Annotated in this window: 6 protein-coding genes; all 6 read left to right on the top strand. The window is 73.0% G+C overall.

Translation table 11 applies throughout. The features are described from left to right. The first annotated feature begins 302 nt into the window (after window positions 1–302). On the top strand, window positions 303–1,883 hold the full coding sequence (locus ACIRJR_RS33375; protein ID WP_403787790.1) for an amino acid adenylation domain-containing protein: 1,581 nt from the start codon (window positions 303–305) through the stop codon (window positions 1,881–1,883). 31 nt (window positions 1,884–1,914) lie between these two features. After that, window positions 1,915–2,148 carry a phosphopantetheine-binding protein gene (locus ACIRJR_RS33370; RefSeq protein ID WP_403787787.1) on the top strand — a complete coding sequence of 78 codons (234 nt, stop codon included), beginning with the start codon at window positions 1,915–1,917 and terminating at the stop codon, window positions 2,146–2,148. Between the two features lie 239 nt (window positions 2,149–2,387). Then, window positions 2,388–3,575, top strand: a complete 1,188-nt coding sequence (locus tag ACIRJR_RS33365; RefSeq protein WP_403787784.1) for an NAD(P)/FAD-dependent oxidoreductase — start codon at window positions 2,388–2,390, stop codon at window positions 3,573–3,575. Window positions 3,576–3,615: 40 nt separating this feature from the next. After that, a complete protein-coding gene (locus ACIRJR_RS33360; protein WP_403787781.1) occupies window positions 3,616–11,406 on the top strand; it encodes an amino acid adenylation domain-containing protein in 7,791 nt (2,596 codons plus the stop codon). 12 nt (window positions 11,407–11,418) lie between these two features. Next, window positions 11,419–19,185: an amino acid adenylation domain-containing protein gene (locus ACIRJR_RS33355; RefSeq protein ID WP_403787778.1), complete on the top strand. Its 7,767-nt coding sequence runs from the start codon at window positions 11,419–11,421 to the stop codon at window positions 19,183–19,185. 4 nt (window positions 19,186–19,189) lie between these two features. Continuing rightward, the gene (locus ACIRJR_RS33350; protein WP_403787775.1) at window positions 19,190–23,074 is read left to right on the top strand and encodes an amino acid adenylation domain-containing protein; all 3,885 of its coding nucleotides are present in this window, start codon (window positions 19,190–19,192) and stop codon (window positions 23,072–23,074) included. The last annotated feature ends 11 nt before the right edge of the window (window positions 23,075–23,085 follow it).

The raw sequence follows: 23,085 nt of genomic DNA, 5'->3' as shown, positions 1-23,085 counted from the left end.
ACGAGCCCGGCACGATCCGGACGAGAGGCCCCGGGGGAGTGTCTGCCGTCCGGTCTCCTGGCGAACCGGCGGTGCGGGAAGCCCCGGCGGGACCACCGGCCGGTGCTGAAACGGACCGCCAGGAAATTCGGACCGGTTCGGCCCGGCCTCTCTCCGGAACCGACCTTCGAAGACACTCCCGAGGCCCTGTCCGGCGTCCCACCGCCGGACAGGCCCCGGGTGCGCCTGCCCGACCCGCCGGCCCGTCCCTGGGATGCCCCGGCGCCCCTCCGGCCGTACACCTCGCACATTGGAGCCAGTTGATGATCCTTCAGGGAAAGCGGGTCGCCCTGCCCGCGGTACCCGTCGTGCACAAACGGTTCGAGGAGCACGTGGCCGCCGCCCCCGACGCCGTCGCCGTCGTCGTGGCCGGCCGGCAGCTGACGTACGCGGAGCTCGACGCGCGGGCCAACCGCTTCGCGCACTTCCTCGTCGCACGCGGCATCGGCAGGGGTGCGAAGGTCGGCGTCTGCCTCGACTACTCGGTCGACCTGCTCGTCACCATCCTCGGCACGCTCAAGGCGGGAGCGGCCTACGTGCCCTTCGATCCCGCGTACCCGGCGGCGCGGCTTCAGCTGCTGCTCGACCAGGTCCCGGGCCTCGCCCTGATCACCGCCTCCCCGGCCACCGCGGCCATGGTCGGTTCGGCGGACGCCGAGGTCGTCGACCTGGAGCGGCTGGCCGGCGAGCTGGCGGACCTGCCCGCCACCGCCCCGGGGACGGAGGTCACCGGGGACGACATCTGCTACGCGGTCTTCACCTCAGGGTCCACCGGGACGCCGAAGCTGACCGCCGTGCGCCACGAGGGCTGGTTCAACCTGATGAACTGGCTGACCCTGGAGTACGGCCTGCACGACGGGTCGAACCATCTGGTCGTCAGCGCCTTCGGGTTCGACCTGTCCCAGCGCAGCCTGATGACCCCGCTGTTCTGCGGGGCCACCCAGCACCTGATGGCGAGCCGCAACTTCGACGCCATGCTCGCCTACCGCATCCTCGACCAGTACGACATCCGCGTCGTGCACTGCGCGTCCAGCACCCTGTACCTGCTGGTGGACTGGGAGACGGCCCGCGGCGGCGACGCGCTGACCCGCCTCGACCACGTGCTCTTCGGCGGCGAGGCCCTCAAGGCCGAGCGGCTCGCCGAATGGGCGGGGCGCGAGGGCAACGACTGCGTCCTCCTGCACCAGTACGGCGTCGCCGAGTGCACCGACGTCGCCACCTCCTTCGACCTGGCCGGCTACCGGCCCGGCGTCCACGACATCCCGCCGGTCGGCACGCCAGCCCACAACACCGACATCCACCTCGTCGACGAACACCTGCGCCCGGTCGGGCCGGGGGAGGAGGGCGAGATCTGCATCTCAGGAGCCGGCGTCGGCGCCGGATACCTCAACAACGGCCCCGAGAACGCCAGGTTCACGCACATCGTGGTCGAGGGGGAGCCGCGCCGGATCTACCGCACCGGCGACCGCGGCCGGGTGGACGGGGCAGGCGACCTCGTGGTGCTGGGCCGGATCGACTCCCAGGTGAAGGTGCGCGGTATGCGCATCGACCCCACCGACGTCGAGCGCGCGCTCGCCCGGCTGGACGGGGTCGGCGAGGCCGCCGTGGCCGTCTCGTACGACACCGGGGACGCCGAGCTGATCGCCTTCCTCGTCCCCGCGGGGGCGGAGCCGGCGGAGGCTGATCTGCGCTCCGGCCTCCTGGAGAACCTGCCGCGGAACATGGTCCCGGCCCGGTTCGTGCACGTCCCGGTGCTGCCGCTCAGCCCGCACGGAAAAGTGGACAGGACGGCGCTGCTCGACGCATTCCGGAAACAGTTCGCCGGGAGCGGGGCGGCAACGTGACGGCGAATCCCGATGAAATACCGAGAGGAATATGATGATCGTCGACGACGTGCGCGCAATTTGGTGCCGAGAACTCCAGACGGATGACATATCGGTGGACGACGACTTCTTCGCTCTGGGCGGCCAGTCGCTGGTCATGACCAGGATCCAGGGTGCCTTCCTGGAGGAGCTGGGAGCGGAGGTCCCGATGGACCAGCTGTTCCTCAACCCGACCGTGGCCTCGATCTCCGCGTACATCGAGTCCCTTGGCGCGGCGGCCCGTTGAACTGCGGCGGACGGAGGCGCCCGGCGTCCTGCCGTGTCCCGTCGGCGAGACACGGCATCGTCGGACAGCTTCGGTCCTGCCGGATCTATGCTCCCGCTAGTTCGAATGACTAGCATCGAATTCATGCCCGGTGGCGGAATTTCGATCCGCCGCGTCGATGGCGCGCTCAATTACGGTGGATTGTTTCGGTTGCGGCCGGCGTCGGGTGAAAACTACCTGGTAGGAGAGGCGGAGACGCCGTGTACGACGTGATTGTCATAGGGGCCCGTTGTGCGGGTTCTCCGACGGCCATGCTATTTGCGCGCCAGGGATACCGCGTACTTCTCCTGGAGAAGGCGAAATTCCCGCAGGACACCCTGTCCTCGCACTACCTGCACATGCAGGGCGTGGCGCTGCTCGAACGCTGGGGGATCCTGGAGAAGCTCCGGGCGGCCGGCTGCCGGCCGATCACCCGGCAGATCTACGAGGGCCCCGGCGTCCGCATCGAGGGCTTCTCCCTCCCGATGGACGGCATACGGGCCACATACGCGCCGCGGCGCTTCGTCCTCGACCCCCTCCTCGCCGAGGGCGCCGTCGAGGCGGGCGTGGAGTTCCGCGAGGGCTGCGCGGTCAACGACCTGGTCCACGAAGGGGACCGGATCGTCGGGGTGCGCTACACCACCCCCGCCGGCACCGAGACGACGGAGCGGGCCCGGCTGGTCGTCGGCGCCGACGGCATGCGCTCGCTCGTCGCCCGCAAGGCCGGCGCGGAGAACGTCATCGAGCACCCGCGGATGACCTGCACCTACTACAGCTACTGGGCCGGAGTCCCCTCGGACTTCGAACTGTACGAGCGCCCGGGCCGGTGGATCGGCGTCCTCCCCACCAACGACGACCTGACGCTGCTCATGGCCTACTTCCCGCAGGCGGACTTCGGCACGGTCCGCAAGGACGTGGAGCCCGCCTACCTGGACGCCTTCCGCACCACCGCCCCCGAGCTGTGGGAGCGGATGCGGAAGGGCGAGCGGGTCGAGCAGCTGTACGGCACCGGCCATCAGGACAACTACTTCCGCAGGGCCTACGGTCCCGGCTGGGTCCTGGTCGGCGACGCGGTCAACCACAAGGACTCCATCACCGCCCGCGGCATCACCGAGGCATTCGTACAGGCCCAGAACCTCACCGACCGCATCGGCGACGGCCTGTACGACGACGACCGGCTCAGGTCGGCACTGCGGCGCTACGAGAACGACCTGGGCGACGAGGCCCTGAACCACTACCAGGGCGCGCTCAACGTCGCCGAGCTCAAGCCCGAGGGCCGGACCGAGATGCTGCGGAAGCTGGCCGGACACCAGGAGCACATCGACCGCTACTTCTCGACGCTGTCGGGGGCGTGCTCCATCGACGACTTCTACAACGACGAACTTCTGACCTTGCTCGACCAGAGCTGAACGCCGATCCGCTCCCTGGTTCCGCCGATTTGGAGAAACAATGATCCCGTTGTCGTTCGCGCAGCGCCGGCTGTGGTTCGTGGACCGGTTCGAAGGCCCTTCGCCGACCTACAACGGCGCCTTCGCCCTGCGGCTGACCGGTGAGCTGGACGTGGCGGCGCTGCGGTCGGCGTTCCACGACCTCATCGACCGGCACGAAGTGCTCCGCACGGTGATCGTCGAGGGCGAGGACGGCATCCCCCACCAGCAGGTGCTGACCGCCGGCCGGGCGCCGTTCGCCCTGTCGGTCGTCGACGCCGCGCCGGACCGACGGGCCGCCGTGGTCGACGAGGCGGCCAAGGAGACCTTCGACCTGGTCACCGACGTGCCGATCCGCGCCCGTCTGGTGAGGACCGGACCGGCCGACCACACCCTGGTCCTCGTCGTGCACCACATAGCCCTGGACGGCGAGTCCCTCGGACCGCTGCTGCGCGACCTGGCGGCGGCGTACGCGGAGCGCAGGGAGGGCCGGGCGCCGGCCTGGGAGCCCCTGCCGGTCCAGTACGCGGACTACACCCTGTGGCAGCAGGACGTGCTCGGCGACGAGTCCGACCCGGAGAGCCTGGCCGGCCGGCAGCTGGAGTACTGGCGCGGGGCGCTGGCCGGCATGGCACAGCCGCTGGCCCTGCCGACGGACCGCCCCCGTCCCAAGAGGACGAGCTCGGACGGCGGCCTGGCGCAGTTCGCGATCGGGCCCGACCTGCTCGCGGCCGTGGAGAAGCTGGCCGCCGAGCAGGACATCACCGTCTCCATGGTCATGCACTCGGCGCTGGCCGTGCTCCTGCACCACCTCGGCTGCGGTGAGGACATCCCGATCGGTGCGCCCATCGCGGGCCGCACCGACGAGGAACTGCGCGATCTCGTCGGGTTCTTCGTGAACACCTGGGTGCTGCGCGTCGACCTCTCCGGCAATCCGGCCTTCCACGAGCTGCTCGGCCGGGTGCGGGACCGGGCCCTGGGCGCGTACGACAACCAGGACATGCCCTTCGAGCGGCTGGTGGAGCTGCTCAACCCGGACCGGTCCACGGCCTACCACCCCTACTTCCAGGTCATGCTCGCCTGGCAGGAGCCCCTCGGACGGCTGGAGTTCGCAGGTCTGGACGTCGAGTCCGAGACGCTGGAGACCGGGACGGCCAAGTTCGACCTGTTCTTCAACATGATCCCGGACGCGTCCGGCGGCGCCGGGGTCCGCCTGGAGTACGCCACCGACCTCTTCGACCGGGGCACGGCCGAGACCCTCGGCAACCGGTTCGTGCGCGTGCTCGACCAGCTCGTGGCCGACGCGGGCCGCCGCATCGACGGCGTCGACGTGCTGGACGCGGCCGAACGCGAGTTCCTGCTCACCCGCCTCAACGCCGTCCCCGGCGCCACCGTGCCGTCCGAGCTCACCGTCCCCGGCCTCTTCGAGCGCCAGGCCGCCGCGACCCCGGACGCCCCGGCCCTCGTCTCTGGGGACCGCACGCTGACCTACCGGGAACTCGACGACCGGGCGAACGCCGTCGCCTGGGAACTGATCCGGCGCGGCGCCGGTCCGGAGGACCTGGTGGTGCTGGCCCTGCCGCGCACCGAGGACCTGGTCGCCGGCCTGCTCGGCATCCTCAAGTCCGGTGCCGGGTACGTGCCCATGGATCCGCAGTACCTCGCCGGACGGGCGCGGACCGTGCTCTCCGAGGCCCGCCCGCGTTTCGTGCTCACCGACACCGCGACGGCACGGGAACTGCCGGAGCACGGGCTGCCGGTCGTCGACCTCGCCCTGCGCGCCGAGTGGCCGACGCCCGCGGCAGCCCCGGACGACTCCGCCCGCACCGCGCCGCTGGGCCCGGACAACCTGGCGTACGTCATGTACACCTCGGGCTCCACCGGCAAGCCGAAGGGCGCGGCGGTCACCCACCGCAACCTCGTCAACGGCGTGCGGGAACTGGTGCGCGTCCTCGACGCCCCGGCCGGGTCGAAGATGCTCGCCGGCACCTCGGTCAACTTCGACGTCTCCGTCTTCGAGCTGCTGACCACCCTGACGACCGGCGGCACCGCCGAGTTGGTGCCGAACGCCCTGGCGCTCGCCGATCGCGACTCCTGGGACGGCCACGTCATCAGCGGCGTCCCCTCGGTCATCGGCGAGCTGCTCGGCCACCTGGAGAAGGCGCCCGACGTCCGCTCGGTCGTCTTCGCCGGCGACGTGCTCCCGGCGCGGCTGGTGCGACAGGTCCGCGAGGTCCTGCCCGGCGCCCGGATCGTCAACTCGTACGGGCAGAGCGAGAGCTTCTACGCCACCGCCTTCTCCCTCGGGCCCGACGAGGCGTGGCCGCCGGGCGACGTCCTGCCGATCGGCACCCCGCTCGGCAACATGCGCGCCTACGTGCTCGGCCCGGGGCTGGATCCGGTGCCGCAGGGCGTGGCCGGCGAGCTGTACGTGGTGGGCACCTGCCTCGGCCGCGGCTACCACGGCCGCCCGGCCCTGACCGCCGAGCGCTACGTCGCGAGCCCCTTCGGTCCCCCCGGCGAGCGCATGTACCGCACCGGAGACCTCGCCCGCTGGAACGCCGACGGCCGCCTGGAGTGCATGGGCCGCGGGGACGGCCAGGTCAAGGTGCGGGGCTTCCGCATAGAGACGGCCGAGGTCGAGGCGGCGCTGACCGCGCACCCCGGCATCAGCGAGGCCGTGGTCGTCAGCCGCGAGGTGCACTCGGGCGGCAAGCGGCTCGTCGCCTACGTCGTGCACACCGGAGAGGGCGGCGTCGGCGACAACGGCGCCGGCGGCATAGGTGACGTCGACGTGCAGGCCGGCGCCTCCGCCGCCGAGCTGCGCAAGTTCGTCGCGGCCCGGCTGCCCGACTACATGGTGCCCTCCGCCTTCGTGGCCCTCGGCGGGCTGCCGCTGGGGCCCACCGGAAAACTGGACCGGTCGGCGCTGCCCGAGCCGGAGTTCCTCGGCGAGGCCTACCGCGAGCCCCGCACCGAGGCCGAGAAGATCGTCACCGCGGTCTACGCCGACGTCCTCGGTGTGGACCGGGTGGGCGTCGACGACGACTTCTTCGCGGTGGGCGGCGACAGCCTGAGGTCGATCCAGGTGGTCGCCCGTGCCCGGGCCCGGGGTCTGGAGCTGACCACCCGCGAGGTCTTCGAGTGCCGTACGGCGGCCCGGCTGGCCGAGGTGGCCGCCGACCGCCGCGACCAGGCCCCCGTCCTGGAGGAACTCGAGGGCGGCGGCATCGGCGAGCTGGCGCTGCAGCCGGTGGCACGGCACGTGTTCGAACACGGCGGCGGCCTGGACCGCTTCGCCATGTCGATCGTGCTGGAGCTGCCCACGGGCATCGACGGGACCGGACTGGCCGCGACGCTGGACACCGTGCTCGACCGCCACGACCTGCTGCGCGCACGGCTCGTGCCCGGCGACGAGCCCACCCTCCTGGTCCGCCCGAAGGGCGCCGTGCGGGCCGCCGACCTCATCCACCGCGTCCCCGTCGCCGGCGGCTGGGACCACCCCGCCGCCCTGGCGGCGGCCAAGGCGGAGCTGGACGCATCGGCCGGGCGGCTCGACCCGCGGGCCGGCACCATGGCCGACTTCGTCTGGTTCGCCGCGGACGGGGGAGCCGGCCGCCTCCTCGTGGTCCTGCACCACCTGGTCGTGGACGGCGTCTCCTGGCGCATCCTCATGTCGGACCTCGCCGAGGCCTGGCAGGCCGTCCGTTCCGGCGGGACGCCCACGCTCCCCGAGCCCGGCACCTCGGCCCGCCGCTGGGCCGCCGCCCTGGAGGCCGAGGCGTTCACCCCCGAGCGGGAGGACGAGCTCGACTACTGGCGCGAGGTGCTGGAATCCCCCAACCCCCCGCTGGGAGAGCGCACCTTCGACCCGGCCGTCGACGTGATGTCCACCCTCGACACCGTGCGCGTACAGCTGTCCGCCGAGGTCACCGAGGCGGTCCTCACCAAGCTTCCCGCCGCCTTCAGGAGCACCGGCACCGACGTCCTGCTCGCCGCCCTCGCCCTCGCGGTGAACCGCTGGCGCGGCGACAGCCGCTCGACCCTGGTCCGGCTGGAGGGCCACGGCCGCGAGGAGGAGGCCGTCCCCGGCGCCGACCTCTCGCGGACCGTCGGCTGGTTCACCAGCATGTACCCCGCCCGCGTCGACGTGCGGGGCGTGGACATCGCCGAGGTGCTGGAGGGCGGCACCGCCGCCGGCCAGGCGGTCAAGCTGGTCAAGGAGCAGCTGCGCGGGATCCCGGACAAGGGGCTCGGATACGGCCTGCTGCGCTGGCTCAACCCGGAGACCGCCCCACAGCTCGCGGACTACGCGGCTCCGCAGATCGGGTTCAACTACCTCGGCCGCATCTCCGACGCCGACGTGCCCGAGCACCTGCGCGCCGAGGGCTGGGTGCCCGCGCCCTGGTCCTCCGAGCTGGTACCGGCGCCCGACCCGGACCTGCCCGCCCTGTCGGCGCTGGAGGTGAACTCGGTCGTCACCGACACCGAGGACGGCCCGGCCCTGCAGGCCGCCTTCATGTTCCCGACCGGGGTCCTGACCCGCGAGCGCACCGCCGAACTGGCCGGCCTGTGGACCGAGGTGCTGCACGGCATGGCGGCGTACGCGGCCCGCCCCGGCGCCGGCGGCCTCACCCCTTCCGACGCCCCGCTGGTCAAGGTCCGCCAGGACGAGATCGACGCCTGGGAGGAGCGCTACGGCCGGCTCGTCGAGATCTGGTCACAGGCCCCGGGCCAGTCGGGCATCCAGTTCCAGGCAGCGCTCGCCGAGGGCACCTTCGACGTCTACCACATGCAGTTCGTCCTGCATCTGTCCGGGCACGTGGACCCGGAACGGATGCGGGCGGCCGGGCAGGCCCTGCTCGACCGGTACCCGAACCTGCGTTCCGCGTTCCTCACCGGCGCCGACGGCGACCCCGTGCAGATCGTGGCCGAGCACGTCGACCTCCCCTGGCGCCACACCGACCTCACCGGCCTCGGTGACGCCGAGACGGACGCGGCGCTCGACAAGGCCCTCGCCGACGACCGGGCCGACCAGCTCGACCCCACCCGGCCGCCGCTGATCCGCCTGAACCTGCTCACCTGCGGACCGCGGCAGGCCAAACTCGTCGTCACGGCACACCACACCCTCTTCGACGGCTGGTCGTCGCCGATGGTGATCACGGACCTGGTCCGGCTCTACTCCGACGACCGGAGCCTCGCCCCCGTCCGCAGCTACGGCGACTACCTGGCCTGGCTGTCCCGACAGGACCAGGAGGCGTCGGCCGCCCGGTGGAAGGCCGAACTCGACGGCTTCGAACAGCCGACCATCGTGGCCCCGAACGCCGCCCTCCAAGGCACGGCCTCAGCCCTCGGGCGCGTCGAGGTACCGCTGTCGATCGACCAGGGACGCGGACTCGCCCGCCGCGCCGCCGAACTCGGCGTCACCCTGAACACCCTCCTGCAGGGGGCCTGGGCCATCCTGCTCGCCCGGCTGACCGGGCAGCAGGACGTCGTCTTCGGCGCTGCCGTCAACGGCCGCCCCCCGGACCTGGTCGGCTCCGACGAGATGGTCGGACTGTTCATCAACACCCTGCCGACCCGCGTGTTCTGCCGCCCCGACGACACCATGGGCGAGGTCGTCTCCGGCCTGCAGGACCGCCAGACCGCCCTGCTCGACCACCACCACCACGGACTGGCCGACATCCAGCGCGACGTCGGCCTGCCCGCCCTGTTCGACACGCTCATCGTCTTCGAGAACTACCCGATCGACCGCGAAGGCATGATCGACGCGAACGAGTCGGCCGGGTTCGCCATCGACGGGATCCGCCCGTTCGCGGGCTCCCACTACCCGCTCACCCTCAACTCGGCCGACCCCTACCTGCGCCTCTCCCTCGACTACCAGGACAACCTCTACGGCCGCGCGGAGGCCGAGGAGATCGCCGCCCGGCTCGTCCGGGTGCTGGCGCAGTTGCTCGCGGACCCGGGCACCCGTCTCGGGGACATCGACGTGCTCGGCGTCGAGGAACGCGACCGGCTGCTCCGCGGGGCGAACGCCACGGCCGGACCCACCCTCGGAGCGGGGCTGGCCGAGACCGTGCGGCGGCAGGCCGGGACCACCCCCCAGGCCCTCGCCGTCGTGGCCGAGGACCAGACGCTGACCTACGGCGAACTGGAGGAGCGCGCCAACCGGCTGGCGCACTGGCTGGCCGGCCGCGGCGTGCGGCCCGAATCGCTGGTGGCCGTGCGGCTGCCCCGTTCCGCCGAACTCGTGGTCGCCCTCCTCGCGGTCCTCAAGGCCGGCGCCGCCTACGTCCCGATCGACCCGGAGCACCCCGCCGCCCGGATCGAGTACATCCTCGAGGACTCCCGCCCGGTGCTCGTGCTCGACGCCGAGACGCTGGCCGCGGCGGACCGCTCCGGCTGCCCGGCGACGCCGCCGGAGATCGCCGTCCGCCCGGACAACACCGCGTACGTCATCTACACCTCGGGCTCCACCGGCAAGCCGAAGGGCGTGGCCGTCCCGCACGGCGCCCTGGCGAACTTCCTGGCCTCCATGGCACGCCGGTTCGCCCTCACCCCGCAGGACCGCCTGCTCGCCGTGACCACGGTCGCGTTCGACATCGCGGGCCTCGAGCTGTACCTCCCGCTGATCTCCGGAGCGGCCGTCGTACTGGCCGGCGAACAGAGCGTCTCCCGGCCCTCGGCCGCCGTCGAGACGATCCGCCGCCACGGGGTCACCCTCGTCCAGGCGACACCGGCCTTCTGGCAGATGCTGCTCATGGACGAGCCGGAGGGCGCACGGGGCCTGCGGATCCTGGTCGGCGGCGAGGCACTGCCCCCGCGGCTGGCCGAGGCCCTGGCCGCCCAGGCCGCCGAGGTCACCAACATGTACGGCCCGACCGAGACCACCATCTGGTCCACGACCTCGGCGGTCCTGCCCGGATCCGGGGCCCCGGCGATCGGCGCCCCGATCGGCAACACCCGGGTGTACGTGCTCGACACCCGGCTGCGGCCGGTCCCCACCGGGGTCCAGGGAGAGCTCTACATCGCCGGCGACGGCCTGGCACGCGGGTACCAGGGCCGGGCCGGCCTGACCGCGGGACGGTTCGTGGCCTGCCCGTTCGGCGGGCCGGGCACGCGGATGTACCGGACCGGCGACCTGGTCCGCTGGGGCCGCGACGGCCGTCTGGAGTACATCGGGCGCACCGACTTCCAGGTGAAGGTCCGAGGCTTCCGCATCGAACTCGGCGAGATCGAGAACGTCCTGGCCGAGCACCCCGCCGTGGCCCAGGCCGTCGCCGTGGTCCGGGAGGACCGCCCCGGCGACCAGCGACTGGTCGCGTACGTGGTGCCGAGCCGCAGGGCGGACCCGGCCGCGCTCGACCTCACGGCGCTGACGGCACTGCTGCGCGGGAGCCTGCCCGACTACATGGTCCCGTCGGCCGTCGTGCCGCTCCCGGAGTTCCCGGTCTCGCCGAGCGGGAAGCTCGACCGCGGCGCGCTGCCCGCACCCGACCAGGGCGGGGCCGCACCGGGCCGGGAGCCGGACAGCCCCACCGAGAAGACCCTCTGCCGCCTGTTCGCCGACCTCCTCGGCAGGACCGGGGTGAGCGTCGACGACGACTTCTTCGCCTGCGGCGGACACTCCCTGCTGGCGACCCGGCTCAGCGGCCGGATCCGCACCGAGTTCGGCGTCGACTCGAAGGTGACGATGGTCTTCCGCAACCCGACGGTTGCCCAGCTGGCCGTCCACATCGACGAGCTGACCTCGTCGGACAGCCCCCGGCGCCGCAAGGCCGACCGCCCGCAGCTACGCCAGATGACCGTGTAGGAGTACCTGTCGATGATCCCGCTGTCGTTCGCCCAACGTCGGCTCTGGTTCCTCCACCGGCTGGAGGGCCCGTCCGCGACGTACACCATCCCGTTCGCGCTGCGCCTGGAAGGACCACTGGACACGGCGGCCCTGGCCGCGGCGGTGACGGACGTCGCCACCCGGCACGAGACCCTGCGCACCCTGATCGTCGAGAACGAGGACGGCACCCCTGAGCAGCGGATCCTGCCGCCGGAGGAGGCGGTCCACCCGTTCCGGGTGGTCGACGTCACGGCGGACGCGGTGGACGCGGCCATGCGCGAGGTCCTGCGGGAGGGGTTCCGCCTGGAGGCGGAACTCCCCCTGCGGACCACGGTGCTGCGAGTGTCCCCGCAGGAGCACGTCGTCGTGTTCGTCTTCCACCACATCGCGGTGGACGGCGCGTCGATGGCGCCCTTCCTGCAGGGCCTGGTGTCCGCCTACACGGCCCGCCGCCGGGGTGAGGCACCGCGGTGGACCCCGTTGCCGGTGCAGTACAAGGACTACACGCTGTGGCAGCGGCAGCTGCTGGGCGACGAGGCCGACCCGGAGAGCATCGCCGCCGCGCAGATAGGCCACTGGCGTCAGGAGCTCGACGGGGTGCCGCAGCCGGTCCAGCTGCCGCTGGACCGGCCACGCCCGACGATGTCCGACCACCGCGGCGGCTACGTCTCCTTCACGCTGGAACCCGAACTGCTCACCGGCCTCGGCAAGCTGGCCGCCGACCACGGCGCCACGGCGCCGATGGCGGCCCAGGCCGCCCTGGCGGTGCTCCTGTGCAAGCTGGGCGGCGGCCACGACGTCACGGTCGGCAGCCCCATCGAGGGCCGCGCCGACGAGCAGCTCGACGACCTCATCGGCTTCTTCGTCAACACCTGGGTGCTGCGCGCCGACCTGTCCGGCGACCCGGCCTTCGGCGACCTGCTGGAGCGGGTGCGCGAGAAGGCCCTCGCCGCGTACGACAACCAGGACGTGCCCTTCGAGCGCCTGGTCGAACTGCTGGGCCCGGAGCGCACCACCTCGTACCAGCCGCTGTTCCAGACCATGCTGGCCTGGCAGTTCGTCTGGCCGCGGATCGAGATGCCTGGGCTGAAGGCCACCCCTGTCGCCGCCGACACCGGGACCGCCAAGTTCGACCTGTTCTTCAACGTCGTCCCGGACGCCTCCGGAGGGGCGTACGGCCGGCTGGAGTACGCGACCGAACTGTTCGACCACGGCACGGCCGTGAGCGTCGCCGAACGCTTCGTCCGCGTCCTGCGGCAGGTCGTCGCCGACCCCGGGGCACGCCTGAGCGAGCTCGACGTGCTCAGCGGGACCGAACGGGACTGGCTGGCCGGGCTCAACGGCACCGCCGGACCCGACCGGACGGCCACGGTGCCCGAACTGGTCGCCGCCCAGGCGGCGCGCACCCCGGACGCCACCGCCGTGGTGTCCGGACGGACCGTCCTGACGTACCGCGAGCTGGAGGAGCGGGCCGGCCGGCTCGCCGCCGAACTGCGCCTCCGCGGGCTGGGGCCGGACGTCCTGGCCGCCGTCGCCCTCCCCCGCACCGCCGACCTGGTGGTCGCCCTGCTCGGAGTGCTCAAGGCGGGCGGCGCCTACCTGCCGATCGACCCCGGCCACCCGGCCGCGCGCATCGGGCTGCTGCTGGAGACCGCCGCCCCCGCGTTCGTCCTGACCGACCGCGCCACGGCCGCGACCGTGGCCGCGGGCGGCTCGCCCCTGCTCCACCTCGACGAGCTGCGGCTCGACGGCCCCGCGCCCGAGGCGGCCCCCACGCCCCGCAGCGGGCCGGACGACCTGGCCTACGTCATGTTCACCTCGGGCTCGACCGGCACCCCCAAGGGGGTGGCCGTCACCCACGCCGCCGTGGTCAACGGGGTGCGGGACCTGCGCCGGACCGTGCGGGCCGGCGAGGGGTCCCGGATGCTCGCCGCGACCTCCGTGAACTTCGACGTGTCCGTGTTCGAGATCTTCACCGCGCTCACCGCCGGAGCGACCGTCGAGGTCGTACGGGACGTCCTCGAACTCGCCGAGCGCGACCACTGGTCGGGCACCACCGTCAGCGCCGTGCCCACCGTGTTCTCCGTGCTGCTCGACCAGCTGGCCGCAGAGGGCCCCGTCACCTCACGGCTCGACGTGGAGACCGTCGTCCTCGCCGGCGAGGCTCTGCCCGCCGGCCTGGCCGCCAGGATCCGCGCCGCCCTGCCCGGCGTACGCGTCGTCAACGCCTACGGCCAGACCGAGAGCTTCTACGCGACCACGCACATCCTCCCGGCGGGGCGGGACGGCACCGGCGCGGTCCCCGTCGGCCGCCCGCTCGCCCACATGCGCGCCCACGTCCTGGGCCCGGACCTCACCCGGGTACCGCCCGGTGTGACCGGCGAACTCTACGTCGGCGGCCTGACCGCCCGGGGCTACCACCGCGACGGCCCGGCCACCGCCGAACGGTTCGTGCCCGACCCGTTCGGACCCCCCGGCAACCGCATGTACCGCACCGGCGACCTGGCCCGGTGGGCAGGGGACGGCAGCCTGGAGTACGAGGGACGCGCCGACACCCAGGTCAAGGTCAACGGCATCCGCGTCGAGCCGACCGAGATCGAGACCGCCCTCGGCCGCCACCCCGCGGTCGGCCGGGCCGTCGTCACCGTGCGCGAGGACCGTACCGGGGCCTCCCGGCTCGTCGGCTACGTGACCCCGGCCGGCGGCACCGCCACCCCTTCGCCGGCGGAGCTGCGGCAGTTCGCGGCCGAGCGCCTGGCGGACTACATGGTGCCCGCCGTGCTCGTGGTCCTCGACCGGCTGCCGCTGACCCCCAGCGGCAAACTGGACCGGGCCGCCCTGCCCGACCCGGAGTTCACCGGCACCGAGTACCGGGCCCCGCGCGGCGAGACCGAGCGGATCCTCGCCGAGGTGTACGCGGACGTGCTCGACACCCCGCGGGTGGGCATCGACGACGACTTCTTCACCAGCGGCGGCGACAGCATCCGCTCCATCCAGGTCGTCGCCCGCGCCAGGGCGCGCAACGTCCGGGTCGGCACCCGTGAGATCTTCGAGCACCGCACGGTCGCCCGGCTCGCGGAACTGGTCGACGGCCGGAGGGACGAGGAACCCGTCGGCCTCGCCGAGCTGCCGGGCGGCGGCGTCGGCTGGTCCCCGCTGCCGCCCACCGCCGCGCACGTCCTCGGACAAGGCGGCGGCATCGGCCGGTTCTCCATGTCCGCGCTGCTGACCCTGCCCGAGGACATCGACCGCACCGGACTGGTCGCCACCCTGCAGTCCGTACTGGACCGGCACGACGTCCTGCGCTCCCGGCTCGACCGGCAGCGGCCGGGCCTGCGCACGGCCCCCGCCGGCAGCGTGGACGCCGCCGCGCTGGTGCGGGAGGTCCGCCACGAGGGCAGCGACCCCAGGGCCGAACTGGACGCCGCCGCGGACCGCCTGGACCCCGACTCCGGTGTGATGGCCCAGTTCGTGTGGTTCACCTCCGGGACGGAGGCGGACCGGCTGCTGATCGTCCTTCACCACCTGGTCGTCGACGGGGTGTCGTGGCGGATCCTGCTGCCCGACCTGGTGGCCGCCTGGCAGCGGGTCCGCCACGGCCTCGCCCCGGAACCCGCCGCCCCCGGCACCTCCCTGCGCCGCTGGGCGCACGCGCTCGCCGACGAGGCCGCCGCACCCGGGCGGGTCGCCGAACTGCCCCTGTGGCAGGAGATCCTCGGCGGCGGGGACCCCGCCCTGGGCGCCCGCGACCTCGACCCCGCGGTCGACGTGGCCGCCACCGTGGACACGGTGCGCGTCCGGGTTCCCGCGGAGGTCACCGAGACCCTGCTGAACACGGCCCCGCAGGTGTTCGGCGCAGGCGTCGACGACGGCCTGCTGGCCGGACTGGCCCTGGCCCTGGCCCGCTGGCGCGGGAGCGGGGACTCCACCCTGGTCCGCCTGGAGGGCCACGGCCGGGAGGAGCACGTGGTGCCCGGCGCGGACCTGTCAGGCACGGTCGGATGGTTCACCGCCATGTACCCCGTACGCCTGGACCTGGACGGCGTCGACCTGGACGACGCCTTCGCCGGCGGCCCCTCCGCAGGCCGAGCCGTCAAGGCCGTCAAGGAGCAGCTGCGGGCGGTGCCGGACAACGGCATCGGCTACGGCCTGCTGCGCCGGCTCAACCCGGCGACCGCTCCCGCGCTCGCCGGACTGCCGGAGCCCCGGATCGGGTTCAACTACCTCGGCCGCTCCTCCGCCGCCGACATCCCCGAGGAACTGCGCGGCCTGGGCTGGACGCCCGACACCACCGCGCAGGACCTGATCGCCGCCCCCTGCCCGGACATGCCCGCCCTGTCCGCCCTGGAGATCAACGCGGTGGCCGCCCCCACCCCCTCCGGCGAGGAGCTGACCGCCTACTTCGGCTTCCCGGCCGGGGTGCTCTCCCCTGAGGAGGTCACCGGACTGGCCGGGCTGTGGGTCGACGCGCTCACTGCCCTGGCCCGGCACGCCCGCACCCCCGGAGCCGGCGGACTCACCCCCTCCGACGCGCCCCTGGCAGGGGTGAGCCAGCCCGAGATCGACGACTGGGAGTCCCGCTTCGGCAGGCTCGCCGAGGTCTGGCCGGTCACCCCGGCCCAGTCCGGCATGCTGTTCCACACCATGCTGTCCGGGGCGTCCTTCGACGCTTACCACATGCAGATGGTGTTCCACCTCTCCAGCGCCGTCGACCCCGAGCGGATGCGCCGGGCCGGACAGGCCCTGCTGGACCGCCACCCCAACCTCCGCGCGGCCTTCGTCACCCGGGCCGACGGCGAGGTGGTCCAGGCCGTCCCACGGAACGCGGACCTGCCCTGGCGGCACATCGACCTGACCGCCGCCGGCGAGGCGGAGCGTACCGAGGCCTTCGAGCGGTTCCTCGAGGCGGACCGTGCCGACCACTTCGACCGCGAGGCCCCGCCGCTGTTCCGGCTGTCGCTCGTCGTCCTCGCGCCCGACCGGGCCGAGCTCGTGATGACGGCCCACCACGCGCTGTTCGACGGCTGGTCCACCCCCCTGCTCGTCCGCGACCTGCTGCTGCTCCACGGCGCCCACGGCGACCCGGAGGGCCTGCCGCCCACCCGCGGTTACGGCGCGTTCCTGTCCTGGCGCGCCCGCCAGGACCCACGGGAGTCGGCCCGGGCCTGGGCGGCCGAACTGGCCGGCTTCGAGGAGCCCACCCTGCTCGCCCCCGGTTCCGAGGGCGCAGGCGAGGAAGGGCTCGACGAGATCGAGGTCCCCCTCCCCGCCGGCCTGGCCCGCGAACTGGCCCACGTCGCCGCCCGGACGGGCGTCACCGTCAACACCCTGGTCCAGGGCGCCTGGGCGCTGCTGCTCGGCGGGCTCACCAACCGCCAGGACGTGGTGTTCGGCGCCACCGTCTCCGGGCGCCCGCCCGCCGTGGCGGACGTCGAGTCGATGGTCGGGATGTTCATCAACACCCTTCCCGTGCGCGCCGGACTCGCCCCGGGCGACACGCTCGCCGAGGTCCTCGTCCGGCTCCAGGACCGGCAGGCCGCGCTCCTGGAACACCACCACCACGGCCTCACGGAGATCCAGCGGGCCGCCGGGCTGCCGTCCCTCTTCGACACCCTGGTCGTCTTCGAGTCGTACCCCGTCGACCAGCGGGGTCTGAGCGCCGCCACCGATGCCGCGGGCGGCATCTCCTTCACCGGCCTGCGCCTGGCCACCGGCACCAACTACCCGCTGACCCTGATGGCGCTGGTCGAACCGCACCTGCGGCTCACCCTCCAGTACGCCCGCGGGGTCTTCGGCCGGGAGACGGTGGAAGGGTACGCGGACCGCCTGGTGCGCGTACTGCGGCAGCTGGCCGGCACCCCCGGCGCGAAGGTCGCCGACCTCGACCTCCTGAGCCCCGCCGAACACCGGCGGCTGCTCACCGAGTTCAACGACACCGCCGTCGGGACCCCGCACACCACGATCTGCGGGCTGGTCGAGGCCCAGGCGGCACGCACCCCCGACGCACTCGCCGTCACCGCGGACGGCACCTCACTCACGTACCGCGAGCTGGAGGCCTGGGCCGGCCGACTGGCCCGCGAACTGGCCGGCCGCGGCGTGGGCCCCGAGTCGGTGGTCGCGGTGTCCCTGCCACGCACGGCCGACCTGGTCGTCGGGCTGCTCGCGGTCCTCAAGGCGGGCGGCGCGTACCTGCCGGTCGACCCCAGGTACCCCGGCAGCCGCCTCCGGGCGATCCTGGAGGAGGCCCGGCCGAGCCTGGTCCTCACGCACTCCGGGACGGTCGGCGCGCTGCCGGAGCACGAGGCCCCCGACCTGCTCCTCGACGCGATCACCCTGCCCGCGGACGCCTTCGGGCCGGAACGGCCCGTGCACGCGCAGCAACTGGCGTACGTGATGTACACCTCCGGCTCCACCGGCAAGCCCAAGGGCGTCGCCATCACCCACGCCAACGTGGTCAACGGCGTCCTGCGGCTCGCCCCCCTCGTGGGTATGGAAGCGGGCGGACGGCTGCTGGCGGGCACCTCGGTCAACTTCGACGTCTCGGCGTTCGAGATCTTCACGACCCTCGCCGCCGGCGGTGTCGTCGAAGTGGTCCGGGACGTCCTGGTCCTGGGAGAGCGGGACGGCTGGAGCGGCAGCGTCATCTCCACCGTGCCCTCCGCCTTCGCCGAACTCGTCGACGGCATCGCCGGCCGCACCCGCGTGGAGACGGTCGTCTTCGCCGGGGAGGCCCTGCCCGGCTCGCTCGTGGAGAAGACCCGCCAGGCCTTCCCGGGTGTCCGCGTCGTCAACGCGTACGGCCAGAGCGAGTCGTTCTACGCCACCACCCACACCGTCCGCGGCAGCACCGGCGACCGGGCCGGCAGCACACCCGTCGGCACCCCCCTCGGCAACATGCGCGGCTACGTCCTCGGCCCCGGCCTCGCTCCCGTGCCCCCGGGCACCGTCGGCGAGCTGTACGTCGCCGGCAACGTCGGCCGCGGGTACCACGGACGCGCCGGACTCACCGCCGAGCGCTTCGTGGCCGACCCCTTCGGCCCGCCCGGCGACCGCATGTACCGCACCGGCGACCTGGCCCGGATCAACGGGGAGGGCCACCTCGAGTACATGGGCCGGGGGGACGCCCAGGTCAAGGTGCGCGGCTTCCGCATCGAGCCCGCCGAGATCGAGGCGGTGCTCACCGCGCACCCCGGCATCGCGCAGTGCGTGGTCGTCGCCCGCGAGGCACCGGGCCGCGGGACCGGAAAGCGGCTCGTGGCGTACGCCGTGCCCGCACCGGCCGCGGACGCCGGAGCCGGGAACACCGTCGGCGAGGCCACCGCGGCCCCGGCGGCGAAGGAACTCGACGCCTTCGTCTCGGAACGGCTGCCGGAGTTCATGGTCCCGTCCGCCTTCGTCGTGCTCGACCGGCTGCCACTCACCCCGAACGGCAAACTCGACCGGGCCGCGCTCCCCGAACCGGAGTTCGCGGGCGCCGGCTACCGGGCGCCCCGCACCCCGCGCGAGGAAGCACTGGCAACGCTGTACGCGGAAGTGCTCGGCGTGGACCGGGTCGGCGTCGACGACAGCTTCTTCGACCTCGGCGGGCACTCCCTGCTCGCCACCCGGCTGATCACCCGGGCCCGCACCGAGATGGGCGTCGAGATCCCCATCCGCAAGATCTTCGACCTGCCGACACCCGCCGAACTGGCCGCCTGGTCCGAGGAATCGGCTGTGCCGGCCCGCCGCAGCCTGCGCCCGTTGATAGTCAAGGAGTGAAGCGATGATTCCCCTGTCGTACGCACAGCGCCGTATGTGGCTTCTGCACCAGCTGGAAGGCGGGGCGGCGACCTACAACATCTCGGCGGCGTTCCGGCTCACCGGCGACCTGGACGCGGCCGCCCTGGGCGCTGCGGTACGCGACCTGGCCGGCCGGCACGAGATCCTGCGCACCGTCTACCGGACGGACGAGCAGGGCGAGCCCTACTCGGTGCTGCTGTCCGAGGAGGAGGCCGCGCCCTGGGTGCGCCTCGCCGAGACGGCACCCGCGGACACCGCCGCCGCCGTCGACGAGGCCGTCGCCCACCGGTTCGACCTGTCCGCCGAACTCCCCTTCAGAGCGAGCCTGCTGCGCTGCTCCGCCGAGGAGCACGTCCTCGTCCTGGTCATCCACCACATCGCCTCGGACGGCAGCTCCAGCGCGCCGATGATGGGCGACCTGATCCGGGCCTACACCGCACGCAAGGAGGGCGTGGCCCCCGTCTGGGAGCCGCTGCCCGTGCAGTACAAGGACTACGCCGTCTGGCAGCGCGACGTGCTCGGCGACGTGTCCGACCCGGAGAGCCTCGCGGCCGCCCAGGTCGAGTACTGGCGCAAGGAGCTCGCCGGGGTCCCCCAGCCGCTCAACCTGCCGCTGGACCGGCCGCGCCCCGCCGAGGCCGGGTCGCACGGCGACCGGGTCGGCCTCGGCGCCGACCCCGAGGTGACCGCGGGCCTGCAGAAGCTCGCCCAGGAGAGCGGCACCTCCATGTCGATGGTCCTTCAGGCCGCCCTCGCGGTGCTGCTGCGCAAGCTCGGCGGCGGGGACGACGTGACGATCGGCTCGCCGATCGCCGGGCGCACCGACGAGGCGCTCACCGACCTGATCGGATGCTTCGTCAACACCCAGGTCCTGCGCGCCGACCTCACCGGCAACCCGGTGTTCACCGACCTGCTCGCCCAGGTCCGCGACAAGTCGCTGACGGCGTACGAGCACCAGGACGTGCCCTTCGACGTCATCGTCGAGGCCATCAACCCCGACCGCTCGGCCGCCTACCAGCCGCTGTTCCAGGTGATCTTCTCCTGGCAGAGCTACGAGAAGCCCGAACTCGAACTCCCCGGGCTCACCATGAGCTTCGAACAGGCCATCCCCTTCACCGCCATGGTCGACCTGACCTTCTTCATGGCCCTGGACGCCGAGGGCGCGCTGCGCGGCGACCTCCAGTACTCCACCGACCTGTTCGACCGCGACTCGGCCGAGCTGATCGCCGCCCGCCTCGCCCGGGTCCTGGAGCAGCTGGCGGCCGACCCCGGCATGCGCGTCGGCGACGTCGACGTGCTGACCGCGGGGGAGCGGGCGGAACTCGCGCCGGCCGCCCTCGACGCCGTACCCCCCACCACCCTGGTCGAGCTCTTCGAGCGGCAGGCGGCACAGCGGGCCGCCGAGACCGCCGTCGTCTTCGAGGGCACCACCCTCACGTACGGCGAGCTCAACGCCCGCGCCAACCGGCTCGCCCGGCACCTGGTCTCCCACGGAGTCGGCCCGGAGTCCCTGGTCGGAGTCTGCCTGGAGCGTTCGGCCGAACTGGTCGTCGCCCTCCTCGCCGTACTCAAGGCCGGCGGCGCCTACCTGCCCGTCGACCCGGACTCGCCGGCCGACCGCATCGCCCACATCATCCAGGACGCCCGGCCCGTCCTCCTCGTGACCACGAGCTCCACCGCCGCCGCACGGGAACTCGCCGGGGACCTCCCCGTCGTCCACCTCGACGGGACCGGGGACCCGGCCGAGTCCGACGCCGACCTCACCGACGCCGACCGCCGCTCGGCCCTGACCGCCGCGCACCCGGCGTACGTGATCTACACGTCCGGGTCGACCGGCCGCCCCAAGGGTGTCCTGATCCCGCACCGCAACGTCGTCGGCCTCTTCACCGCCACCCGGGACTTCGGCTTCGGCGCGGACGACGTGTGGACCCTCTTCCACTCCTACGCCTTCGACTTCTCGGTGTGGGAGCTGTGGGGGCCGCTGCTCCACGGCGGCCGCCTCGTCGTGGTCCCGTACGACGTCTCCCGGTCCCCCGCCGACTTCCTGCGGCTGCTGGTCCGCGAGCGCGTCACCGTCCTCAACCAGACGCCCTCGGCCTTCTACCAGCTCGTCCAGGCCGACGCGGACGCCCCCGGCCAGGACCTGGCCCTGCGGTACGTGGTGTTCGGCGGCGAGGCCCTCGACCTGAACCGCCTCACCGACTGGTACACCCGGCACGCCTCCGGCACGCCCGTGCTGGTGAACATGTACGGAATCACCGAGACCACCGTGCACGTCACCCGCGTCGACCTGGACGAGGACTCCTGCGCCCGCCACCGGGCCAGTGTGATCGGCCAGGCCGTCCCCGGTCTGCGCGCCCACGTCCTGGACGCCGACCTCAAGCCCGTTCCCGCCGGCGTCACCGGGGAGCTGTACGTGGCCGGCTACGGTCTGGCCCGCGGCTACCTCGGCCGCCCCGGACTGACGTCCGGACGCTTCGTGGCCTGTCCCTTCGGCGAGCCCGGCGAGCGGATGTACCGCAGTGGCGACCTGGTCCGCCGAGGCCGGAACGGCCGGCTGGAGTACGTGGGCCGCGCCGACTCCCAGGTCAAGATCCGCGGCTTCAGGATCGAGCTCGGCGAGATCGAGCACGCCCTGGCCGGGCACCCCGGCGTGGCTCAGTCCGCGGTCCTGGTCCGCGAGAACCAGGACGGCGACAAGCGCCTCGTCGGCTACGTCGTCCCCCAGCCGGACGCCACGATGGACGCGGCCGGGCTCGCCGGGCTGACCGCGTACCTGCACGAGCGCCTGCCGGACTACATGATGCCGTCCGCCGTCGTCCCGCTGCCCAGCATTCCGCTGACCCCGAACGGCAAGCTCGACCGGCGGGCCCTCCCCGCCCAGGACGCGGAAGCCGAGGCCGGCAGGGCTCCGCGCAACGCCTACGAGAAGCGGCTGTGCGAGCTCTTCGGTGAACTGCTGGGCCGTGAGAAGGTCGGCATCGACGACGGCTTCTTCGCGCTGGGAGGCCACTCGCTGCTGGCCACCCGGCTCAGCGTCCGCGTCCGCAACGAGTTCGACATCGACATCCCCATCCGGACGATCATCCGGTACCCCACGGTGGCCGAGCTGGCGGCGCTGATGCTCGCCGGAGGCGTCCCCGACGACGACGCCGACTCCTTCGCGGTCGTACTGCCCCTGAACACCGACCCCGGCACGGGCAAGCCCCCGGTGTGGTTCTTCCACGGCGGCGGCGGTCTCGGCTGGGCGTACTACAGCTTCGTCCTGCACCTGCCGGACCGGGCCGCCTACTCCCTGCAGTCGCGCGGATCCGACGGCGTGGAGCCGCTGGCGGGCTCGGTGGAGGAGATGGTCGAGGACTACGTCACCCAGATCCTGAGGACCCAGCCGGAAGGCCCCTTCAACCTGATCGGCTGGTCCTACGGCGGCTCCGTCGTACAGGCCGTCGCCGACGCTCTCGACCGGCGCGGCCACGAGGTCGCCCTGGTGGCCGTCCTGGACGCCCAGCCGGGAGGCCACGGATTCGCCGAGGTGCACGCCGGCAAGGACTCCTCGGACTTCCGGGCGGAGCTGGAGGACGACTTCGGCCAGTACATCCGTACCGGCAACCGGCAGGGCTTCCTCGACACCATGTCGCGGGTCCTGGCCAACAACACGTCTCTCATGATGGATTTCGAGTCGCCCGTCTACCGCGGCGACGTGGTGTATTTCAACGCCACGCTGGAGGAGACGTCGTACGCGCACCTGTGGCGCCCGTACGTCCTCGGCTCCTTCGAGGTGCACGACGTGCGCGTCACGCACCACGAGATGCACATGCCGGGGCCCGTGGCCCAGATGTTCGAGGTCTTCGACCGCAAGCTCGCGTAGCCGCCCCGCGG

Origin of the sequence: Streptomyces sp. NPDC102402, from assembly GCF_044765765.1 — a bacterium.
In the GTDB taxonomy this organism is placed as follows: Bacteria; Actinomycetota; Actinomycetes; order Streptomycetales; family Streptomycetaceae; genus Streptomyces.
Note: the sequence above shows the minus strand (reverse complement) of the source record. Positions and strands in the feature narration are given on the sequence as shown.